Raw genomic sequence first — 18,451 nt, forward strand, 5'->3', positions numbered from 1 at the left:
GGCAGATGTCCGGCCACTCTAAATGGGCCACGACGAAGCACAAGAAGGCCGTCATCGATGCCAAGCGCGGCAAGCTCTTCGCGAAGCTGATCAAGAACATCGAGGTCGCGGCGCGGATGGGCGGCGCCGACATCGAGGGCAATCCGACGCTCTACGACGCCATCCAGAAGGCCAAGAAGTCGTCGGTCCCCAACAAGAACATCGACTCCGCGGTCAAGCGCGGCGCGGGCCTGGAGGCCGGCGGCGCCGACTACGAGACGATCATGTACGAGGGCTACGGCCCGAACGGCGTCGCGGTGCTCATCGAGTGCCTCACCGACAACCGCAACCGCGCCGCCTCCGAGGTCCGCGTCGCCATGACCCGCAACGGCGGCTCCATGGCCGACCCCGGCTCGGTGTCGTACCTGTTCAACCGCAAGGGCGTCGTCATCGTCCCCAAGGGCGAGCTGGGCGAGGACGACGTGCTCGGCGCCGTCCTGGACGCCGGAGCCGAGGAGGTCAACGACCTCGGCGAGACCTTCGAGGTCATCAGCGAGGCCACCGACCTGGTCGCGGTCCGCACCGCCCTGCAGGACGCCGGCATCGACTACGACTCCGCCGACGCCAACTTCGTCCCGACCATGCAGGTCGAGCTGGACGAGGAGGGCGCCCGGAAGATCTTCAAGCTGATCGACGCGCTCGAGGACAGCGACGACGTGCAGAACGTCTTCGCCAACTTCGACGTCAGCGACGAGGTCATGGAGAAGGTCGACGCCTGACACGCGCACGAGAACGACGGGCCGACGGGACACACCCCGTCGGCCCGTCGCGTTGTCGGTGGCACCCGATAGCCTGCACAAACTGGTGAGCGAAAGGGAGGGCGCGTGCGCGTACTGGGGGTGGACCCGGGACTGACCCGGTGCGGCGTCGGTGTGGTCGAGGGCGTCGCCGGACGCCCGCTCACCATGCTGGGCGTCGGTGTCGTGCGCACACCGGCGGACGCCGAGCTGGGCCACCGCCTGGTCGCCGTCGAGCAGGGCATCGAGCAGTGGCTCGACGAGCACCGCCCCGAGTTCGTGGCGGTGGAACGCGTCTTCAGCCAGCACAACGTGCGGACGGTCATGGGCACCGCCCAGGCCAGCGCCGTCGCCATGCTGTGCGCCGCCCGCCGCGGGATCCCCGTCGCGCTGCACACCCCGAGCGAGGTCAAGGCCGCCGTCACCGGCAGCGGCCGCGCCGACAAGGCCCAGGTGGGCGCCATGGTCACCCGCCTGCTCCGACTCGACGCACCCCCGAGGCCCGCCGACGCGGCCGACGCCCTCGCGCTCGCCATCTGCCACATCTGGCGCGCGCCCGCGCAGAACCGACTCCAGCAGGCCGTCGCCCTGCACACCGCCCGAGCACCGAAAGGCCGTACGGCATGATCGCCTTCGTCAGCGGCACAGTGGCCGCACTCGCTCCGGACGCCGCGGTCGTCGAGGTCGGCGGCGTCGGCATGGCCGTGCAGTGCACGCCCAACACGCTGTCCACCCTCCGCATGGGCCGGCCGGCCAAGCTCCACACCTCCCTGGTCGTGCGCGAGGACTCCCTCACGCTGTACGGCTTCGCCGACGACGACGAGCGGCAGGTCTTCGAGCTGCTCCAGACCGCGAGCGGCGTCGGACCGAGACTGGCCCAGGCCATGCTCGCCGTGCACAGCCCCGACGCGCTGCGCCGGGCCGTGTCCACCGCCGACGAGAAGGCCCTCACCGCCGTCCCCGGCATCGGCAAGAAGGGCGCCCAGAAGCTGCTGCTGGAACTGAAGGACCGGCTCGGCGCGCCCGTCGGCGCCCCCGCGGTCGGCGCACCGGTCAGCTCCGGCTGGCGCGACCAGCTGCACGCCGCCCTGATCGGGCTCGGCTACGCGACCCGCGAGGCCGACGAGGCCGTGTCCGCCGTGGCCCCGCAGGCCGAGGCCGCCGAGGGCACACCCCAGGTGGGACAGCTCCTCAAGGCCGCCCTGCAGACGCTGAACCGGGCCCGGTAGCGGGACCGGCAGGAGACGGCCGGCGCCCCCACCCCCCGGGGGCCTCACGCCGACCCCCGGGCCCCGCGCCCCGGGCCCTGCACAACCGCACCGCCGCACCCGCACCGCAGCCCCCGTACCGCCGCACCCTCCGGACCGAGATTTCGAGGCACACTCCATGAACTGGGACGACACGACCGACGCCGACGCCGCCGAGCGGCTCGTGGGTGCGTCCGCCGACGGTGAGGACCAGGCCGTCGAGGCCGCCCTGCGCCCCAAGGACCTGGGCGAGTTCATCGGCCAGGAGAAGGTCCGCGAGCAGCTCGACCTCGTCCTGCGCGCCGCACGCGCGCGAGGCGCCACCGCCGACCACGTCCTGCTCTCCGGCGCCCCCGGCCTCGGCAAGACCACCCTGTCCATGATCATCGCGGCGGAGATGGGCGCCCCCATCCGCATCACCTCCGGCCCCGCCATCCAGCACGCCGGCGACCTCGCCGCGATCCTGTCCTCCCTGCAGGAGGGCGAGGTCCTCTTCCTCGACGAGATCCACCGCATGTCCCGGCCCGCCGAGGAGATGCTCTACATGGCCATGGAGGACTTCCGCGTCGACGTCATCGTCGGCAAGGGCCCCGGCGCGACGGCCATCCCCCTCGAACTGCCCCCCTTCACCCTGGTCGGCGCCACCACCCGTGCCGGACTGCTGCCGCCCCCGCTGCGCGACCGCTTCGGCTTCACCGCCCACATGGAGTTCTACGAACCGGCCGAACTGGAGCGGGTCGTCCACCGCTCGGCGGACCTGCTGGAGGTCGGGATCGACCCGGCGGGCGCCGCCGAGATCGCCGGCCGCTCCCGCGGCACGCCCCGCATCGCCAACCGCCTGCTGCGCCGCGTCCGGGACTACGCGCAGGTCAAGGCCGACGGCCTGATCACCCGCGACATCGCCGCCGCCGCGCTCGCCGTCTACGAGGTGGACGAACGCGGCCTGGACCGGCTGGACCGGGCCGTCCTCGAGGCCCTGCTCAAGCTGTTCGGCGGCGGTCCCGTCGGCCTGTCCACGCTCGCTGTCGCGGTCGGGGAGGAACGTGAGACCGTGGAAGAGGTCGCCGAACCCTTCCTCGTACGGGAAGGACTGCTGGCCCGCACCCCCCGCGGCCGGGTCGCCACCCCCGCCGCATGGGCGCACCTCGGCCTCACCCCGCCGCGCTCGCAGACCGCCGGAAACGGACAACAGGACCTGTTCGGGGCGTGACGCCGCCGCCACCGCGGCGGCACGGCGAGGACAGTGGCCGCAGCAGGAACCCCGGTGCCATGCTGAGCGTTGTTCCATGCGCGCGGACTCGCTTAGACTCCGCCGATGCCGCCTTAGTCGGCGGCGTACACACCCCCAACCATCTGGCCGCTCACAGCGCGGTCGTGTGAAGGAAGTACCGACCCGTGAGTCTCCTGACCCTCCTCCCGTTCATCGTGCTCATCGGGGCCATGTTCCTGATGACCCGGTCGGCCAAGAAGAAGCAGCAGCAGGCCGTGGAGATGCGGAACCAAATGCAGCCCGGCAGCGGCGTCCGCACCATCGGGGGCATGTACGCCACGGTCAAGGAGGTCAACGAGGACACCGTCCTCGTCGACGCCGGTCCCGGCGTCGAGCTCCTCTTCGCCAAGAACGCCATCGGTGCCGTCCTGACCGACGACGAGTACAACCGCATCGTCCACGGCATCGAGCACGACCTGAAGTCCGACGCCGACGTCGTCCCGGACGACGCCTCCTCCCTCACCGGGACCGACGAGTCGGCCGCCGCTGACGACCGGGCCGTCGACCTCGGCAAGAAGGACGCGGCCGAGGACACGGCCGGCGAGACCCCGGTCGGCGAGGCGAAGGCGGACGCAGAGCCGAAGAAGACGGACGGCGACTCCGACGCGAAGTAGTCCTGTCCCGGGGTGCGCGGGCCCGGCCCGCCCACCCCGGCACACGACCGGCTCGCACGGAGTCCCGACACATTGGCATGGCCGCCCGTCCGCCGATCCGGACGGAGGCGGCCCGAGAGGGAGTACGAGAAGGTGGCCACACCTAAAAAGGGCCGGAGCGCGAGCGCCCAGAGCAAGCCGGGGCGCTCGCTGGCCCTGATCCTGATCGCCATCGCGGCGCTCACCGGTGGAATGTTCGCCTCGGGACACACGAAGCCGCGTCTCGGCATCGACCTGGCCGGCGGCACGAGCATCACGCTCCGCGCCGTTTCCGAGCCCGGCCAGGAGAACGCCATCAACAAGACCAACATGGACACCGCGGTCGAGATCATGGAGCGCCGTGTCAATGGTCTGGGCGTCTCGGAGTCGGAGGTGCAGACCCAGGGCAGCCGGAACATCATCGTCAACATCCCCAAGGGCACCAACTCCGAGGAAGCCCGGGATCAGGTCGGCACCACCGCCAAGCTCTACTTCCGCCCGGTCCTGCAGCGCGAGGCCGCCCCCGGTGAGGCCGAGCCCACGCCGAGCGGGACCTCCGGCGGCAGCGCCTCCCCGAGCCCTTCCGGCTCCGGCAAGCCCAAGGAGTCCGCGACCTCCGGCTCCCCGAGCCCGTCGGCCTCCGCCACGACCCAGGGCCGTGCCGTCACCGACTCGCTGAAGGCCGACGCCACCCCGTCCGCGAGCGGCAGCCCCAAGGCCTCCGGCAGCCCGTCGCCGTCCAGCACCGCCGACGCCCCGTCCGGCGCGCTGGAGAAGCAGTACGCCGCCCTCGACTGCTCCGACCCGAAGCAGCGCGCCACCGCCGGCAAGGCGGCCAAGAACGACCGGCCCACCGTCGCATGCGGGCAGGACGGCACCGTCTGGAGCAAGTTCCTGCTGGGCCCGGTCGACGTCGACGGCACCGAGATCAAGAAGGCCCAGGCGAGCCTCGACACCCAGGGCGCCGGCGGCTGGCAGGTCGACATGACCTTCAACTCCGCGGGCACCAAGAAGTTCGCCGAGACCACCGCCAAGCTGGCGCAGCAGGCCACCCCGCAGAACGAGTTCGCGATCGTCCTGGACGACGAGGTCGTCTCCCACCCGTTCGTCCAGACCACCATCAGCGGCGGCAACGCCCAGATCTCCGGCAGCTTCACCCAGGAAGAGGCCAAGAGCCTCGCCAACATGCTGTCCTACGGCGCCCTGCCGCTGACCTTCGAGGAGGACAGCGTCACCACCGTGACCGCCGCCCTCGGCGGCGAGCAGCTGGAGGCCGGACTCATCGCCGGCGCGATCGGCCTCGCGCTGGTCGTCGTCTACCTGCTGGTCTACTACCGCGGCCTGTCGTTCATCGCGATCCTGTCGCTGCTGGTCTCGGCCGCGCTGACCTACACGATCATGTCGCTGCTCGGCCCGACCATCGGCTTCGCGCTGAACCTGCCGGCCGTCTGCGGCGCCATCGTCGCCATCGGCATCACGGCGGACTCGTTCATCGTCTACTTCGAGCGTGTCCGCGACGAGATCCGCGAGGGCCGCTCGCTGCGTCCCGCCGTCGAGCGCGCATGGCCGCGCGCGCGGCGCACCATCCTGGTCTCCGACTTCGTGTCGTTCCTGGCCGCGGCGGTGCTGTTCATCGTCACCGTCGGCAAGGTCCAGGGCTTCGCGTTCACGCTCGGTCTGACCACCCTGCTCGACGTGGTCGTGGTGTTCCTGTTCACCAAGCCGCTGCTGACCCTGATGGCCCGCCGCCCGTTCTTCGCGAACGGCCACAAGTGGTCCGGCCTCGACCCGAAGAGCCTGGGTGCGCAGCCGCCGCTGCGCCGCACCCGCCGCCCCGCCGTCCCCGTCGACACCAAGGAGGCCTGAGATGTCGAAACTCGGCAACCTCGGCGCTCGACTGCACCGTGGCGAGATCGGCTACGACTTCGTCAAGAACCGCAAGATCTGGTACGGCCTGTCGATCCTGATCACCATCACGGCCATCGTGGGCCTGGCGGTGCGGGGCCTGCACATGGGCATCGAGTTCCAGGGCGGCGCCGTCTTCACCACCCCGAAGAACGTCAGCGCCTCGGTGTCCCAGGCCGAGGGCTACGCGGAGGACGCCTCGGGCCACGACGCGATCGTCCAGAAGCTCGGTGACGGCACCCTGCGCATCCAGGTCGCCGGCATCGACACCGGCGCCGCCGACAAGATCAAGGCTCAGCTGTCCGACGACCTGAAGCTCGACGCGGAGCAGATCAACGCCGAGCTCGTCGGCCCCAGCTGGGGTGACCAGATCGCCAACAAGGCCTGGCAGGGCCTCGGCATCTTCATGGTGCTCGTGGTGATCTACCTGGCGATCGCCTTCGAGTGGCGCATGGCCGTCGCCGCGTTCGTCGCGCTGATCCACGACATCACCATCACGGTCGGCATCTACGCCCTGGTCGGCTTCGAAGTCACCCCGGGCACGGTGATCGGTCTGCTGACCATCCTCGGCTACTCGCTCTACGACACGGTCGTGGTGTTCGACAGCTTGAAGGAACAGACCAAGGACATCACCAAACAGACCCGCTGGACCTACAGCGACATCGCCAACCGCTCCATCAACAGCACCCTGGTGCGCTCCATCAACACCACGGTGGTCGCGCTGCTGCCGGTCGCGGGCCTGCTGTTCATCGGTGGCGGTGTCCTCGGCGCCGGCATGCTGAACGACATCTCGCTGTCGCTGTTCGTCGGCCTCGCGGCCGGTGCGTACTCCTCGATCTTCATCGCCACCCCGCTCGTCGCCGACCTCAAGGAGCGCGAGCCGGCGATGAAGGCTCTGAAGAAGCGGGTCCTCGCCAAGCGGGCCCAGGCCGCCGCCAAGGGCGAGACCGAGGTCCACGACGAGGCGTACGCGGGTGAGTCCGAGGACGCCGCGCCCGCCGTCGTCGGTCCCCGCAACCAGCCGGCGTCCCGCACCCGCGGACGCGGCCGCCCCTCGGGGAAGCGCCCGTGACCGACATCCAGGAGCTGCTGCTCAGCCGCATCCGGGACGTGGCCGACTACCCGGAGCCGGGCGTGATGTTCAAGGACATCACCCCGCTGCTCGCGGACCCGGCGGCGTTCACCGCGCTCACCGACGCCCTGTCGGAGATCGCCGAGCGCACCGGCGCCACCAAGGTCGTCGGCCTGGAGGCCCGCGGCTTCATCCTGGGTGCCCCGGTCGCCGTCCGGGCGGGCCTCGGCTTCATCCCCGTGCGCAAGGCGGGCAAGCTCCCCGGAGCCACCCTCGCCCAGGCGTACGACCTGGAGTACGGCTCGGCGGAGATCGAGGTCCACGCCGAGGACCTCGGCGCGGACGACCGCGTCCTGATCGTCGACGACGTCCTCGCCACCGGCGGTACCGCCGAGGCATCGGTCCAGCTCATCCGCCGGGCCGGCGCCGAGGTGGCCGGTCTCGCCGTCCTCATGGAGCTCGGGTTCCTCGGCGGCCGCGCCCGCCTGGAGCCCGCTCTGGCCGACGCCCCGCTGGAGGCCCTGCTCACCGTCTAGCGGCTCGCCGGACAGCCCGGCGAGCCGAGGTGCGACACCGCGAAGGCGGATCCCGAGGAATTCCGGGGTCCGCCTTCCGCGTTTGGGGGTAGACGGCTCTCACAACGGCCTGAAGGCGATCCCGGAGCTCAGGATCGCTACCATGGGGTCTCCGGAGCCTGACCGGGGGACCCGGATCGCGCACGAGGAGTCCTCTTGCCAGACGAGGCCCAGCACCTGACCGCCGCCAAGCCCGAGTCCGCCTCGGCAGCCGCGGCGAAGCCCGCGCCGACCGCGCCCCACGCGAAGAACGACACCCGCGGGCCGGTCGAGCACGCCCAGTCGGCACCGGTCGACAAGCCCGCCGAGCAGGCCCGCCCCAAGCCCGCCCCGCCGGTGCGCCAGGCCTCGGGCCAGCCGGCCCGCAGCGGCTCCTCCAACCGCGTCCGCGCCCGTCTGGCCCGGCTCGGCGTGCAGCGCGCGAACCCGTACAACCCGGTGCTGGAGCCGCTGCTGCGGATAGTGCGCAGCAACGACCCCAAGATCGAGACGGCCACGCTCCGCCAGATCGAGCGCGCCTACCAGGTCGCCGAGCGCTGGCACCGCGGCCAGAAGCGCAAGAGCGGCGACCCGTACATCACCCACCCCCTCGCCGTCACCACCATCCTCGCCGAGCTGGGCATGGATCCGGCCACGCTGATGGCGGGCCTGCTGCACGACACGGTCGAGGACACCGAGTACGGCCTGGAGGACCTGCGCCGCGACTTCGGCGACGTCGTCACCCTCCTCGTCGACGGCGTCACCAAGCTGGACAAGGTCAAGTTCGGCGAGGCCGCCCAGGCCGAGACCGTGCGCAAGATGGTCGTCGCCATGGCCAAGGACCCCCGCGTCCTGGTCATCAAGCTCGCCGACCGCCTGCACAACATGCGCACCATGCGCTACCTCAAGCGCGAGAAGCAGGAGAAGAAGGCGCGCGAGACCCTGGAGATCTACGCGCCGCTCGCCCACCGCCTGGGCATGAACACCATCAAGTGGGAGCTGGAGGACCTCGCCTTCGCGATCCTCTACCCCAAGATGTACGACGAGATCGTCCGGCTGGTCGCCGAGCGGGCGCCCAAGCGCGACGAGTACCTGGCCATCGTCACCGACGAGGTCCAGCAGGACCTGCGCGCGGCCCGCATCAAGGCGACCGTCACCGGCCGGCCCAAGCACTACTACAGCGTCTACCAGAAGATGATCGTCCGCGGCCGGGACTTCGCGGAGATCTACGACCTGGTGGGCATCCGCGTCCTCGTGGACACCGTCCGCGACTGCTACGCGGCCCTCGGCACCGTGCACGCGCGATGGAATCCGGTCCCCGGCCGGTTCAAGGACTACATCGCGATGCCCAAGTTCAACATGTACCAGTCGCTGCACACGACGGTCATCGGCCCCGGCGGCAAGCCGGTCGAGCTCCAGATCCGGACCTTCGACATGCACCGCCGCGCCGAGTACGGCATCGCCGCGCACTGGAAGTACAAGCAGGAGGCCGTCGCCGGCGCCTCCAAGGTGCGCAGCGACGCCCCCAAGTCGTCCGGCAAGGGCAAGGACGACCACCTCAACGACATGGCCTGGCTGCGTCAGCTGCTGGACTGGCAGAAGGAGACGGAGGACCCGGGCGAGTTCCTGGAGTCCTTGCGCTTCGACCTGTCCCGCAACGAGGTCTTCGTCTTCACCCCCAAGGGCGACGTCATAGCGCTCCCCGCCGGTGCCACCCCGGTGGACTTCGCCTACGCCGTGCACACCGAGGTCGGGCACCGCACCATAGGCGCCCGCGTCAACGGCCGGCTGGTCCCGCTGGAGTCCACCCTCGACAACGGCGACCTGGTGGAGGTCTTCACCTCCAAGGCGGCCGGCGCCAGCCCCTCCCGCGACTGGCTCGGCTTCGTCAAGTCACCGCGCGCCCGCAACAAGATCCGGGCCTGGTTCTCCAAGGAACGCCGTGACGAGGCGATCGAGCAGGGCAAGGACTCCATCGTCCGCGCGATGCGCAAGCAGAACCTGCCGATCCAGCGCATCCTGACCGGCGACTCCCTGGTGACCCTCGCGCACGAGATGCGCTACGCCGACATCTCCGCGCTGTACGCGGCGATCGGCGAGGGCCATGTCTCGGCACAGAACATCGTGCAGAAGCTGGTCCAGGCCCTCGGCGGCGAGGAGGCCGCCACCGAGGAGATCGACGAGTCGGTTCCGCCGGCCCGCGGACGCAGCCGCAAGCGCCGCTCCAGCGCCGACCCCGGCGTCGTCGTCAAGGGCGTCGAGGACGTGTGGGTCAAGCTGGCCCGCTGCTGCACGCCCGTGCCCGGCGACCCGATCATCGGCTTCGTCACCCGTGGCAGCGGCGTGTCCGTGCACCGCAGCGACTGCGTGAACGTGGAGTCGCTCTCCCGGGAGCCCGAGCGCATCCTCGACGTCGAGTGGGCGCCCACGCAGTCCTCGGTCTTCCTGGTCGCCATCCAGGTGGAGGCCCTCGACCGCTCCCGGCTGCTCTCGGACGTCACCCGCGTGCTGTCCGACCAGCACGTCAACATCCTCTCCGCGGCCGTCCAGACCTCCCGCGACCGCGTCGCCACCTCCCGCTTCACCTTCGAGATGGGCGACCCGAAGCACCTCGGCCACGTGCTGAAGGCGGTCCGCGGCGTGGAGGGCGTCTACGACGTGTACCGGGTGACCTCGGCCCGCAGCAGGGCGTAGCGGCCCGCATCGGCCCACGAAGAAGGGGGCTTCCGTACACGTCGTACGGAAGCCCCCTTCTCGTGGCCTCGGCTCAGCCGCCGAACTCCTGCAGGCCCTTCAGCGCCTGGTCCAGCAGCGCCTGGCGGCCGTCCAGCTCACGCTGCAGCTTGTCCGCCTTGGCGTTGTTGCCCTGCGCCCGGGCCTGCTCGATCTGGCCCCGCAGCTTGTCCACCGCCTGCTGCAGCTGCCCGGTCAGACCCGCGGCACGCGCGCGTGCCTCCGGGTTCGTCCGGCGCCACTCGGCCTCCTCGGCCTCCTGGATGGCCCGCTCGACGGCGTGCATACGGCCCTCGACCTTGGGCCGGGCGTCGCGCGGCACGTGGCCGATGGCCTCCCAGCGCTCGTTCACGTGGCGGAACGCGGCCCGGGCCGCCTTCAGATCGGTGATCGGCAGGAGCTTCTCGGCCTCCTCGGCCAGCTCCTCCTTGAGCTTGAGGTTCTCCGCCTGCTCGGCGTCCCGCTCGGCGAAGACCGAGCTGCGCGCCGCGAAGAAGACGTCCTGGGCGCCGCGGAAGCGGTTCCACAGGTCGTCCTCGTGCTCGCGCTGCGCACGGCCCGCGGCCTTCCACTCGGACATCAGCTCGCGGTAGCGGGCGGCGGTCGCGCCCCAGTCCGTCGAGTTCGACAGCGCCTCGGCCTCGGCGACCAGCCGCTCCTTGGTGCGGCGGGCCTCCTCGCGCTGGGCGTCCAGCTGCGCGAAGTGCTGCTTGCGCCGCTTGGAGAACGCCGACCGCGCGTGCGAGAAACGGTGCCACAGCTCGTCGTCGGACTTGCGGTCCAGCCGCGGCAGGCCCTTCCAGGTGTCCACCAGGGCCCGCAGCCGCTCACCGGCCGCCCGCCACTGGTCCGACTGCGACAGCTCCTCCGCCTCGGCGACCAGCGCCTCCTTGGCGTGGCGCGCCTCGTCGGACTGCTTCGCCCGCTGCGCCTTGCGCTCCTCGCGACGCGCCTCCACCAGCTCCACGAGCCTGTCCAGCCGGACCCGCAGGGCGTCCAGGTCACCCACCACGTGATGGGCGTCGACCTGCTCCCGGATGTGGTCGATGGCGGCCTGGGCGTCCTTGGCCGACAGGTCGGTGGTCTTCACTCGCTTCTCGAGGAGGCCGATCTCGACAACCAGGCCCTCGTACTTGCGCTCGAAGTAGGCCAGCGCCTCGTCGGGGGAGCCTGCCTGCCAGGAACCGACGACCTGCTCGCCGTCGGCCGTACGCACGTACACGGTCCCCGTCTCGTCGACGCGGCCCCACGGGTCGCTGCTCACAGCGCCTCCTCCACATGATGCCTGCGGGGGCCTGTGGCACCCCCGGGCATCGTCCACAGTTTCGTCACGGCCAACATAGGCGACCGGCGGGGGGCCTGTCCGCATCCCGCGCGACCGAAATTTCGCAGTTGAGGGTCAAGATGCGCTGATCGTGGCCTTGTTGATCACGACCGTCGCGTTGGGCGCGGTGTTGCCCGTCTGGGGGTCGGGAGCCTGCGCCCCGGCCTTGCCGATCTTCTGCAGGACCTTCATGCCGGCTTCGGACACCGTACCGAACGGTGTGTAGTCGGGCGGCAGCTGGCTGTCCTGGTAGACGAGGAAGAACTGACTGCCGCCGCTGTCCCGGCCCTGCTTGGTCTGCGCGTTGTACTGGTTCGCCATCGCGACCGTGCCCGCCGGGTACACCCCGCCCTTGAGGCTCTTGTCCTTCAGGTTCTCGTCCGGGATCGTGTAGCCGGGACCGCCCATGCCGGTGCCCTGCGGGTCGCCGCACTGCAGGACGTAGATGCCCTGGTTGGTGAGGCGGTGGCACTTGGTGTGGTCCAGGTACCCCTTGTCGACGAGGAACTTGAACGAGTTGACCGTGTGCGGGGCCGCCGACGCCTTCAGCGCGACACCGATCTCGCCGCAGGTCGTGTCCAGCTTCATCGTGTACTTCGCGGACTCGTCGATGGCCATCGACGGTTCCTTCTTCCAGGTCTGCGACTTGACCTTGCCCGGAGCCGGCTTCTCGCAGGGGTCCGGCGCCTTGCTGGGCGAGGCGCTCGGCGTGACCTCCGCGCCCGCGTTCTCCTTCTTGCCGTCGTCCTCGAACGGCTTCGTGAGGAAGACCGTCACGGACAGCACCACGACCACGCCGAGGACCGAGGCGATCACGGAGTTGCGGATACGGGCCTTGCGTCGCGCGTCCGTGCGTCGCTGCTGCTGCCGCAAGAACTTCTCCCGGGCGAGCTGACGCCGCCGCTGTTCCTGGCTGACCACCGGGTTCTCTCCTCCTGGGTCCAAAAACGCCGACCGGTACGCCTGGCGTCCTGTGCCGACCGCCTGCGTGTGCCCCGTACCGTATATGGGTTCGCTGAGGAATCGGCAGCGCCGGTAGGCTCTGTGAGCAGCTGTAGCCGCCCGTATCGACACAACGAAGGACGATCGTGCTCATTGCCGGGTTCCCCGCCGGGGCCTGGGGGACGAATTGCTACCTCGTCGCCCCCGCCGCCGGCGAGGAGTGCGTGATCATCGACCCCGGCCACCAGGCCGCCGACGGCGTCGCCGAGGCGATCGCCAAGCACCGCCTCAAGCCCGTCGCCGTCGTCCTCACCCACGGCCACATCGACCATGTGGCCTCGGTCGTCCCGGTCTGCGGCGCGCACGACGTGCCGGCCTGGATCCACCCCGACGACCGGTACATGATGAGCGACCCCGAGAAGGCGCTCGGCCGCTCCATCGGGATGCCGCTGATGGGGGAGCTGACCGTGGGGGAGCCGGACGACGTCAGGGAACTGGCCGACGGCTCGAAGCTGGAACTGGCCGGCCTGGAGCTGTCCGTCGCGCACGCCCCCGGCCATACCAAGGGGTCGGTGACCTTCGGCATGCCCGAGGCGGCGGACATCCCGCCGATCCTGTTCTCGGGCGACCTGCTGTTCGCCGGCTCCATCGGACGTACCGACCTGCCCGGCGGTGACATGGCCGAGATGCTCGACTCGCTGGCCCGCGTGTGCCTGCCGCTCGACGACTCGACCGTGGTGCTGTCCGGCCACGGCGCCCAGACGACCATCGGCCAGGAGCGCGCCACCAACCCGTATCTGCGGCAGGTGGCGGCCGGCCAGGGAGCCCAGCCCGCTCCCCGACGAGGAATGTGACGAGAGACGTCCTGTGAGCACCTTTCAGGCCCCCAAGGGCACCTACGACCTGATCCCGCCCCGGTCGGCGAAGTTCCTCGCGGTCCGCGAGGCCATCGCCGCCCCGCTGCGGAACTCCGGCTACGGCTACATCGAGACGCCCGGCTTCGAGAACGTCGAGCTGTTCGCACGCGGCGTCGGTGAGTCCACCGACATCGTGACCAAGGAGATGTACGCCTTCGAGACCAAGGGCGGTGACCGGCTGGCCCTGCGCCCCGAGGGAACCGCCTCGGTCCTGCGCGCCGCGCTGGAGGCGAACCTGCACCGGCAGGGCAACCTCCCGGTCAAGCTCTGGTACTCGGGCTCGTTCTACCGCTACGAGGCGCCGCAGGCGGGCCGCTACCGCCACTTCTCCCAGGTCGGTGCCGAGGCGATCGGCGCGGAGGACCCCGCGCTGGACGCCGAGCTGATCATCCTGGCCGACCAGGCCTACCGCTCGCTCGGGCTGAGCCGGTTCCGGATCCTGCTCAACAGCCTGGGCGACAAGGAGTGCCGCCCCGTCTACCGGGCGGCGCTGCAGGAGTTCCTGCACGGTCTGGACCTGGACGAGGACACCCTGCGCCGCGCGGACATCAACCCGCTGCGCGTCCTGGACGACAAGCGCCCGGAGGTCCAGAAGCAGCTCACCGAGGCCCCGCTGCTGCGCGACTACCTGTGCGACGCGTGCAAGGCGTACCACGAGGAGGTCCGCGAGCTGATCACGGCCGCGGGCGTCTCCTTCGAGGACGACCCGAAGCTGGTGCGCGGCCTGGACTACTACACCCGGACCACCTTCGAGTTCGTCCACGACGGCCTCGGCTCCCAGTCCGCGGTGGGCGGCGGCGGGCGCTACGACGGCCTGTCCGAGATGATCGGCGGCCCCGCGCTGCCGTCCGTCGGCTGGGCCCTCGGCGTCGACCGCACGGTCCTGGCGCTGGAGGCGGAGGGCGTGGAGCTCGAGATCCCCGCCACCACCAGCGTCTACGCCGTGCCGCTCGGCGAGGAGGCCCGCCGCCTCCTGTTCGGCAAGGTCGCCGAGCTGCGCAAGAACGGCATCGCGGCCGACTTCTCCTACGGGGGCAAGGGCCTCAAGGGCGCCATGAAGAACGCCAACCGCAGCGGCGCCCGCTACGCGATCGTCGCCGGCGAGCGGGACCTCGCCGAGGGCGTCGTCCAGCTCAAGGACATGGAGTCCGGCGAGCAGACGGCCGTCGGCGTGAACGAGATCGTGGCGGAACTGGAAGCGCGGCTCGGCTAGCGGTGCCCGAAGAGGCCGCAGTACCCCGCGCAGGCGCCGGGCACCCGAGGAGGAGCCCGGCGCCTGCGCCGTTGCGCGGCGCTTCGCACTCCTGTGCCCTCAGGCGAACGCACGTCGGCCGAAACACAACCCTCAGGGACGACCCCGCGGGCATCCTTATCCCCAGCGAACGGTGCGCACACAGGACCGTGCGGCACAATGGCCCTGCCCGAAGAGGTTCAGCTCTCGAGTGACGGAATCGGCGTGATGAGCAAGACGACAGTCAGGGACGTCTCCACGGAGCCCGAGCCGGAGCGCGCCGGGACCGCGCCCCGTGGGGAAGGCGGCAGCCGGGCCTTCGCCCTGCTGCTGGTGATCACCGGCGCGGCCGGGCTGCTCGCCGCCTGGGTCATCACCCTCGACAAGTTCAAGATCCTGGAAGCCAAGGTCGAGGGCAAGACGTTCACGCCCGGCTGCAGCTTCAACCCGGTGGTCTCCTGCGGCAGCGTCATGGAGAGCAAGCAGGCCGCCGTCTTCGGTTTCCCCAACCCGATGCTCGGCATCGCCGCCTACGCCGTCGTCATCCTGGTCGGCGTGAGCCTGCTCGCCCGCGCCCGCTTCCCGCGCTGGTACTGGCTCATCTTCAACGCCGGCTGCCTGTTCGGCGTGAGCTTCTGCGCCTGGCTGATGTTCCAGTCCCTGTACCGGATCAACGCCCTGTGCCTGTGGTGCTGCCTGGCCTGGGTCGCCACGATCGTCATGTTCTGGTACGTGACCTCGTTCAACATCCGCAAGGGCTTCCTGCCCGCGCCGGGCTGGCTCAAGAGCTTCTTCGGCGAGTTCACCTGGGTCATGCCGGTGCTGCACATCGGCATCATCGGCATGCTGATCCTGACCCGCTGGTGGGACTTCTGGCTCAGCTGAGCCCCGCCGGGCCCCGACCGGGACCCGGACCGACTGTCGGTGCCGTGAATTAGGGTTTTCGACGTGGAGCCCGACCTGTTCACCGCCGCAGCAGAAGAACGCCAGGAGAAGGAGCCGTCCAGCAGCCCCCTGGCCGTGCGCATGCGTCCGCGCACCCTCGACGAGGTCGTGGGCCAGCGGCACCTGCTGAAGCCGGGCTCGCCCCTGCGCAGACTGGTCGGGGAGGCCTCCGGACCGGCCGGGCCCTCCTCGGTGCTCCTGTGGGGCCCGCCCGGCACCGGCAAGACCACCCTCGCCTACGTCGTCTCCAAGGCCACCGACGCCCGCTTCGTCGAACTGTCGGCGATCACCGCCGGCGTCAAGGAGGTCCGCGCCGTCATCGACGGAGCCCGCCGCGCCGCCGGCGGCTACGGCAAGGAGACGGTCCTCTTCCTCGACGAGATCCACCGCTTCAGCAAGGCCCAGCAGGACTCCCTCCTGCCGGCCGTGGAGAACCGCTGGGTCACGCTCATCGCGGCCACGACGGAGAACCCGTACTTCTCGGTGATCTCGCCGCTGCTGTCCCGCTCCCTGCTGCTCACCCTCGAACCGCTCACGGACGACGACATCCGCGGCCTGCTGCGCCGGGCCCTCACCGACGAGCGCGGTCTCAAGGACGCCGTCAGCCTCCCCGAGGAGACCGAGGACCACCTCCTGCGCATCGCCGGCGGCGACGCCCGACGCGCCCTGACGGCCCTGGAGGCCGCCGCCGGAGCCGCCATGGACAAGGGCGAGTCCGAGATCGCGCTGACGACGCTGGAGGAGACGGTCGACCGGGCCGCCGTGAAGTACGACCGCGACGGAGACCAGCACTACGACGTCGCCAGCGCCCTGATCAAGTCCATCCGCGGCTCCGACGTCGACGCCGCCCTGCACTACCTGGCCCGGATGATCGAGGCCGGCGAGGACCCCCGCTTCATCGCCCGGCGCCTGATGATCTCGGCCAGCGAGGACATCGGCCTCGCCGATCCGAACGCCCTGCAGATCGCGGTCGCCGCCGCCCAGGCCGTCGCGATGATCGGCTTCCCGGAGGCGGCCCTCACCCTCAGCCACGCCACCATCGCCCTGGCCCTCGCCCCCAAGTCCAACGCCGCGACGACCGCGATCGGCGCGGCCCTGGAGGACGTGCGCAAGGGCCTCGCCGGTCCGGTCCCCGCGCATCTGCGCGACAGCCACTACAAGGGCGCGACCAAGCTCGGCCACGGCCAGGGCTACGTCTACCCGCACGACCTGCCCGAGGGCATCGCCGCCCAGCAGTACGCCCCGGACGCCCTGAAGGACCGCGCGTACTACGAGCCGACCCGGCACGGCGCCGAGGCCCGGTACGCGGACGCGGTCGAGTGGACCCGGAAGAACCTCGGTCGTAAGCGGTCCTGAGCACCCTGTAAACTCGTCCGGAGTGCCGCGTCCCGTGCAGTCAGAACGGGGCAGTCGGCCGGAGCCTGTCGGAGGCACGTCCCCGGACCGGCTCCAGGAGCGTCGCGCACCGTCGAACGGTGTCGCGGGCAGCCCACCACCCCCCGTCACGGACGGGACCGGTCGGTGGGCCACTCGCGTGCTGCACGTATGTGCCCAGACCAGGGGAGCGGCTGCCCACCGAGGTCCCATCGGACCGAGGCGGGTTTCCCCGGCTGCGGATGCGACCTCCCACAACCCTGACGAGCCGAATCAAGGAAATGAGAAGCAGTGGCGAACCAGTCCCGCCCCAAGGTCAAGAAGTCGCGTGCCCTCGGCATCGCGCTGACCCCGAAGGCCGTCAAGTACTTCGAGGCCCGTCCCTACCCGCCGGGTGAGCACGGCCGCGGCCGCAAGCAGAACTCGGACTACAAGGTCCGTCTGCTCGAGAAGCAGCGTCTGCGCGCGCAGTACGACGTGTCCGAGCGCCAGCTCGTCCGCGCCTACGAGCGTGCCTCCAAGGTCCAGGGCAAGACCGGTGAGGCCCTGATCATCGAGCTCGAGCGCCGTCTCGACGCCCTGGTGCTGCGTTCGGGCATCGCCCGCACGATCTACCAGGCCCGCCAGATGGTCGTCCACGGCCACATCGCCGTCAACGGCAAGAAGGTCGACAAGCCGTCCTTCCGCGTCCGTCCGGACGACGTCGTGCAGGTGCGTGAGCGCTCCAAGGAGAAGACCCTCTTCACGATCGCCCGTGAGGGTGGCTTCGCCCCCGACGGCGAGACCCCGCGCTACCTCCAGGTGAACCTCAAGGCCCTGGCGTTCCGCCTGGACCGCGAGCCGAACCGCAAGGAGATCCCGGTGATCTGCGACGAGCAGCTCGTCGTCGAGTACTACGCCCGCTGATCCTCGGCAGGCACGCGGTACCTCAGCCCGCCGCCCCACCCGCCCTCACCGGCGGGCGGGGCGGCGGGCTTTCGCGATCACCCCACGCCCGGGCGGTAATCCGGTACGGAGCCCCACCCCCGGCGCGATAGGCTCGGCGTACGACTTTTTCGAAGTTCAGGCGCGTTTCAGGGAGCGGGTGCACAGTGTCCGGTGGAGAGGTTGCCGGGATCCTGGTGGCCGTCTTCTGGGCGATCCTGGTGTCCTTCCTCGCCGTCGCACTGGCGAGGCTGGCCCAGACGCTCAGGGCGACCACCAAGCTCGTGGCGGACGTGACCGACCAGGCCGTCCCGCTGCTGGCCGACGCCTCCGCGGCGGTGCGCTCCGCGCAGACCCAGATCGACCGGGTCGACGCGATCGCCTCCGACGTCCAGGAGGTCACGTCGAACGCCTCGGCACTGTCGACCACCGTCGCCTCCACCTTCGGCGGCCCCCTGGTCAAGGTCGCCGCCTTCGGCTACGGCGTGCGCCGGGCCCTGGGCGGCCGCAGGGAGGACACGCCGACCGCCGCCAAGGCACCGAGGCGTACCGTGATCGTGGGCCGGACGATCACCCGGCGCAGCGCCCGAGACAAGAGGGACTGA

The 18,451-nt window shown here is 70.7% G+C and carries 17 protein-coding genes; 15 read left to right on the top strand and 2 right to left on the bottom strand.

What is annotated here, in order from left to right; translation table 11 throughout:
- Nucleotides 1-5: 5 nt before the first annotated feature.
- From ACZ4M5_RS19960 to relA, 9 genes are all read left to right on the top strand, one after another.
- A complete protein-coding gene (locus ACZ4M5_RS19960; protein ID WP_467738534.1) occupies nucleotides 6-758 on the top strand; it encodes a YebC/PmpR family DNA-binding transcriptional regulator in 753 nt (250 codons plus the stop codon).
- A gap of 105 nt (nucleotides 759-863) precedes the next feature.
- Nucleotides 864-1,403, top strand: a complete 540-nt coding sequence (ruvC, locus tag ACZ4M5_RS19965; protein WP_467738536.1) for a crossover junction endodeoxyribonuclease RuvC — start codon at nucleotides 864-866, stop codon at nucleotides 1,401-1,403.
- The gene (gene ruvA / locus ACZ4M5_RS19970; protein ID WP_369197448.1) at nucleotides 1,400-2,005 is read left to right on the top strand and encodes a Holliday junction branch migration protein RuvA; all 606 of its coding nucleotides are present in this window, start codon (nucleotides 1,400-1,402) and stop codon (nucleotides 2,003-2,005) included. Before ruvC ends, ruvA begins: the two co-directional genes overlap by 4 nt.
- A 157-nt stretch (nucleotides 2,006-2,162) precedes the next feature.
- The gene (gene ruvB / locus ACZ4M5_RS19975; protein ID WP_467738538.1) at nucleotides 2,163-3,233 is read left to right on the top strand and encodes a Holliday junction branch migration DNA helicase RuvB; all 1,071 of its coding nucleotides are present in this window, start codon (nucleotides 2,163-2,165) and stop codon (nucleotides 3,231-3,233) included.
- A 185-nt stretch (nucleotides 3,234-3,418) separates the two neighbouring features.
- Complete coding sequence (gene yajC / locus ACZ4M5_RS19980) at nucleotides 3,419-3,907, top strand: preprotein translocase subunit YajC (RefSeq protein ID WP_467738540.1); 489 nt, start codon at nucleotides 3,419-3,421, stop codon at nucleotides 3,905-3,907.
- Nucleotides 3,908-4,039: 132 nt separating this feature from the next.
- Nucleotides 4,040-5,791, top strand: a complete 1,752-nt coding sequence (secD, locus tag ACZ4M5_RS19985) for a protein translocase subunit SecD (protein WP_467738542.1) — start codon at nucleotides 4,040-4,042, stop codon at nucleotides 5,789-5,791.
- A gap of 1 nt (nucleotide 5,792) precedes the next feature.
- On the top strand, nucleotides 5,793-6,902 hold the full coding sequence (secF, locus tag ACZ4M5_RS19990) for a protein translocase subunit SecF (protein ID WP_467738544.1): 1,110 nt from the start codon (nucleotides 5,793-5,795) through the stop codon (nucleotides 6,900-6,902).
- On the top strand, nucleotides 6,899-7,438 hold the full coding sequence (locus ACZ4M5_RS19995) for an adenine phosphoribosyltransferase (protein ID WP_467738546.1): 540 nt from the start codon (nucleotides 6,899-6,901) through the stop codon (nucleotides 7,436-7,438). The genes secF and ACZ4M5_RS19995 overlap by 4 nt, the downstream gene beginning before the upstream one ends.
- A gap of 195 nt (nucleotides 7,439-7,633) precedes the next feature.
- Nucleotides 7,634-10,150, top strand: coding sequence for a GTP pyrophosphokinase (gene relA, locus ACZ4M5_RS20000; RefSeq protein ID WP_467738548.1), 2,517 nt, complete (start codon nucleotides 7,634-7,636; stop codon nucleotides 10,148-10,150).
- 73 nt (nucleotides 10,151-10,223) lie between these two features.
- On the opposite strand, the gene ACZ4M5_RS20005 is transcribed toward relA, so the two are convergent.
- Together ACZ4M5_RS20005 and ACZ4M5_RS20010 are read right to left on the bottom strand one after the other, a co-directional pair.
- The gene (locus ACZ4M5_RS20005) at nucleotides 10,224-11,453 is read right to left on the bottom strand and encodes a DUF349 domain-containing protein (protein ID WP_467738550.1); all 1,230 of its coding nucleotides are present in this window, start codon (nucleotides 11,451-11,453) and stop codon (nucleotides 10,224-10,226) included.
- Nucleotides 11,454-11,588: 135 nt separating this feature from the next.
- Complete coding sequence (locus ACZ4M5_RS20010) at nucleotides 11,589-12,434, bottom strand: peptidylprolyl isomerase (protein WP_467738552.1); 846 nt, start codon at nucleotides 12,432-12,434, stop codon at nucleotides 11,589-11,591.
- A 167-nt stretch (nucleotides 12,435-12,601) separates the two neighbouring features.
- Between ACZ4M5_RS20010 and ACZ4M5_RS20015 the strand changes: the two genes are divergently transcribed.
- The 6 genes from ACZ4M5_RS20015 to ACZ4M5_RS20040 all read left to right on the top strand — a co-directional run bounded on the left by ACZ4M5_RS20015 (nucleotide 12,602) and on the right by ACZ4M5_RS20040 (nucleotide 18,451).
- A complete protein-coding gene (locus ACZ4M5_RS20015) occupies nucleotides 12,602-13,309 on the top strand; it encodes an MBL fold metallo-hydrolase (protein ID WP_467738554.1) in 708 nt (235 codons plus the stop codon).
- Between the two features lie 13 nt (nucleotides 13,310-13,322).
- On the top strand, nucleotides 13,323-14,585 hold the full coding sequence (hisS, locus tag ACZ4M5_RS20020) for a histidine--tRNA ligase (RefSeq protein WP_467738556.1): 1,263 nt from the start codon (nucleotides 13,323-13,325) through the stop codon (nucleotides 14,583-14,585).
- A 246-nt stretch (nucleotides 14,586-14,831) separates the two neighbouring features.
- Nucleotides 14,832-15,488 (top strand): vitamin K epoxide reductase family protein, encoded by a 657-nt coding sequence (locus tag ACZ4M5_RS20025; RefSeq protein WP_467738558.1) that lies wholly within the window; start codon nucleotides 14,832-14,834, stop codon nucleotides 15,486-15,488.
- A 63-nt stretch (nucleotides 15,489-15,551) separates the two neighbouring features.
- A complete protein-coding gene (locus ACZ4M5_RS20030) occupies nucleotides 15,552-16,904 on the top strand; it encodes a replication-associated recombination protein A (RefSeq protein WP_467738560.1) in 1,353 nt (450 codons plus the stop codon).
- A gap of 309 nt (nucleotides 16,905-17,213) precedes the next feature.
- Nucleotides 17,214-17,828, top strand: coding sequence for a 30S ribosomal protein S4 (rpsD, locus tag ACZ4M5_RS20035; protein WP_010046470.1), 615 nt, complete (start codon nucleotides 17,214-17,216; stop codon nucleotides 17,826-17,828).
- 185 nt (nucleotides 17,829-18,013) lie between these two features.
- Nucleotides 18,014-18,451 (top strand): DUF948 domain-containing protein, encoded by a 438-nt coding sequence (locus tag ACZ4M5_RS20040; RefSeq protein WP_467738563.1) that lies wholly within the window; start codon nucleotides 18,014-18,016, stop codon nucleotides 18,449-18,451.

Source organism: Streptomyces sp. NPDC026246 (assembly GCF_055567995.1).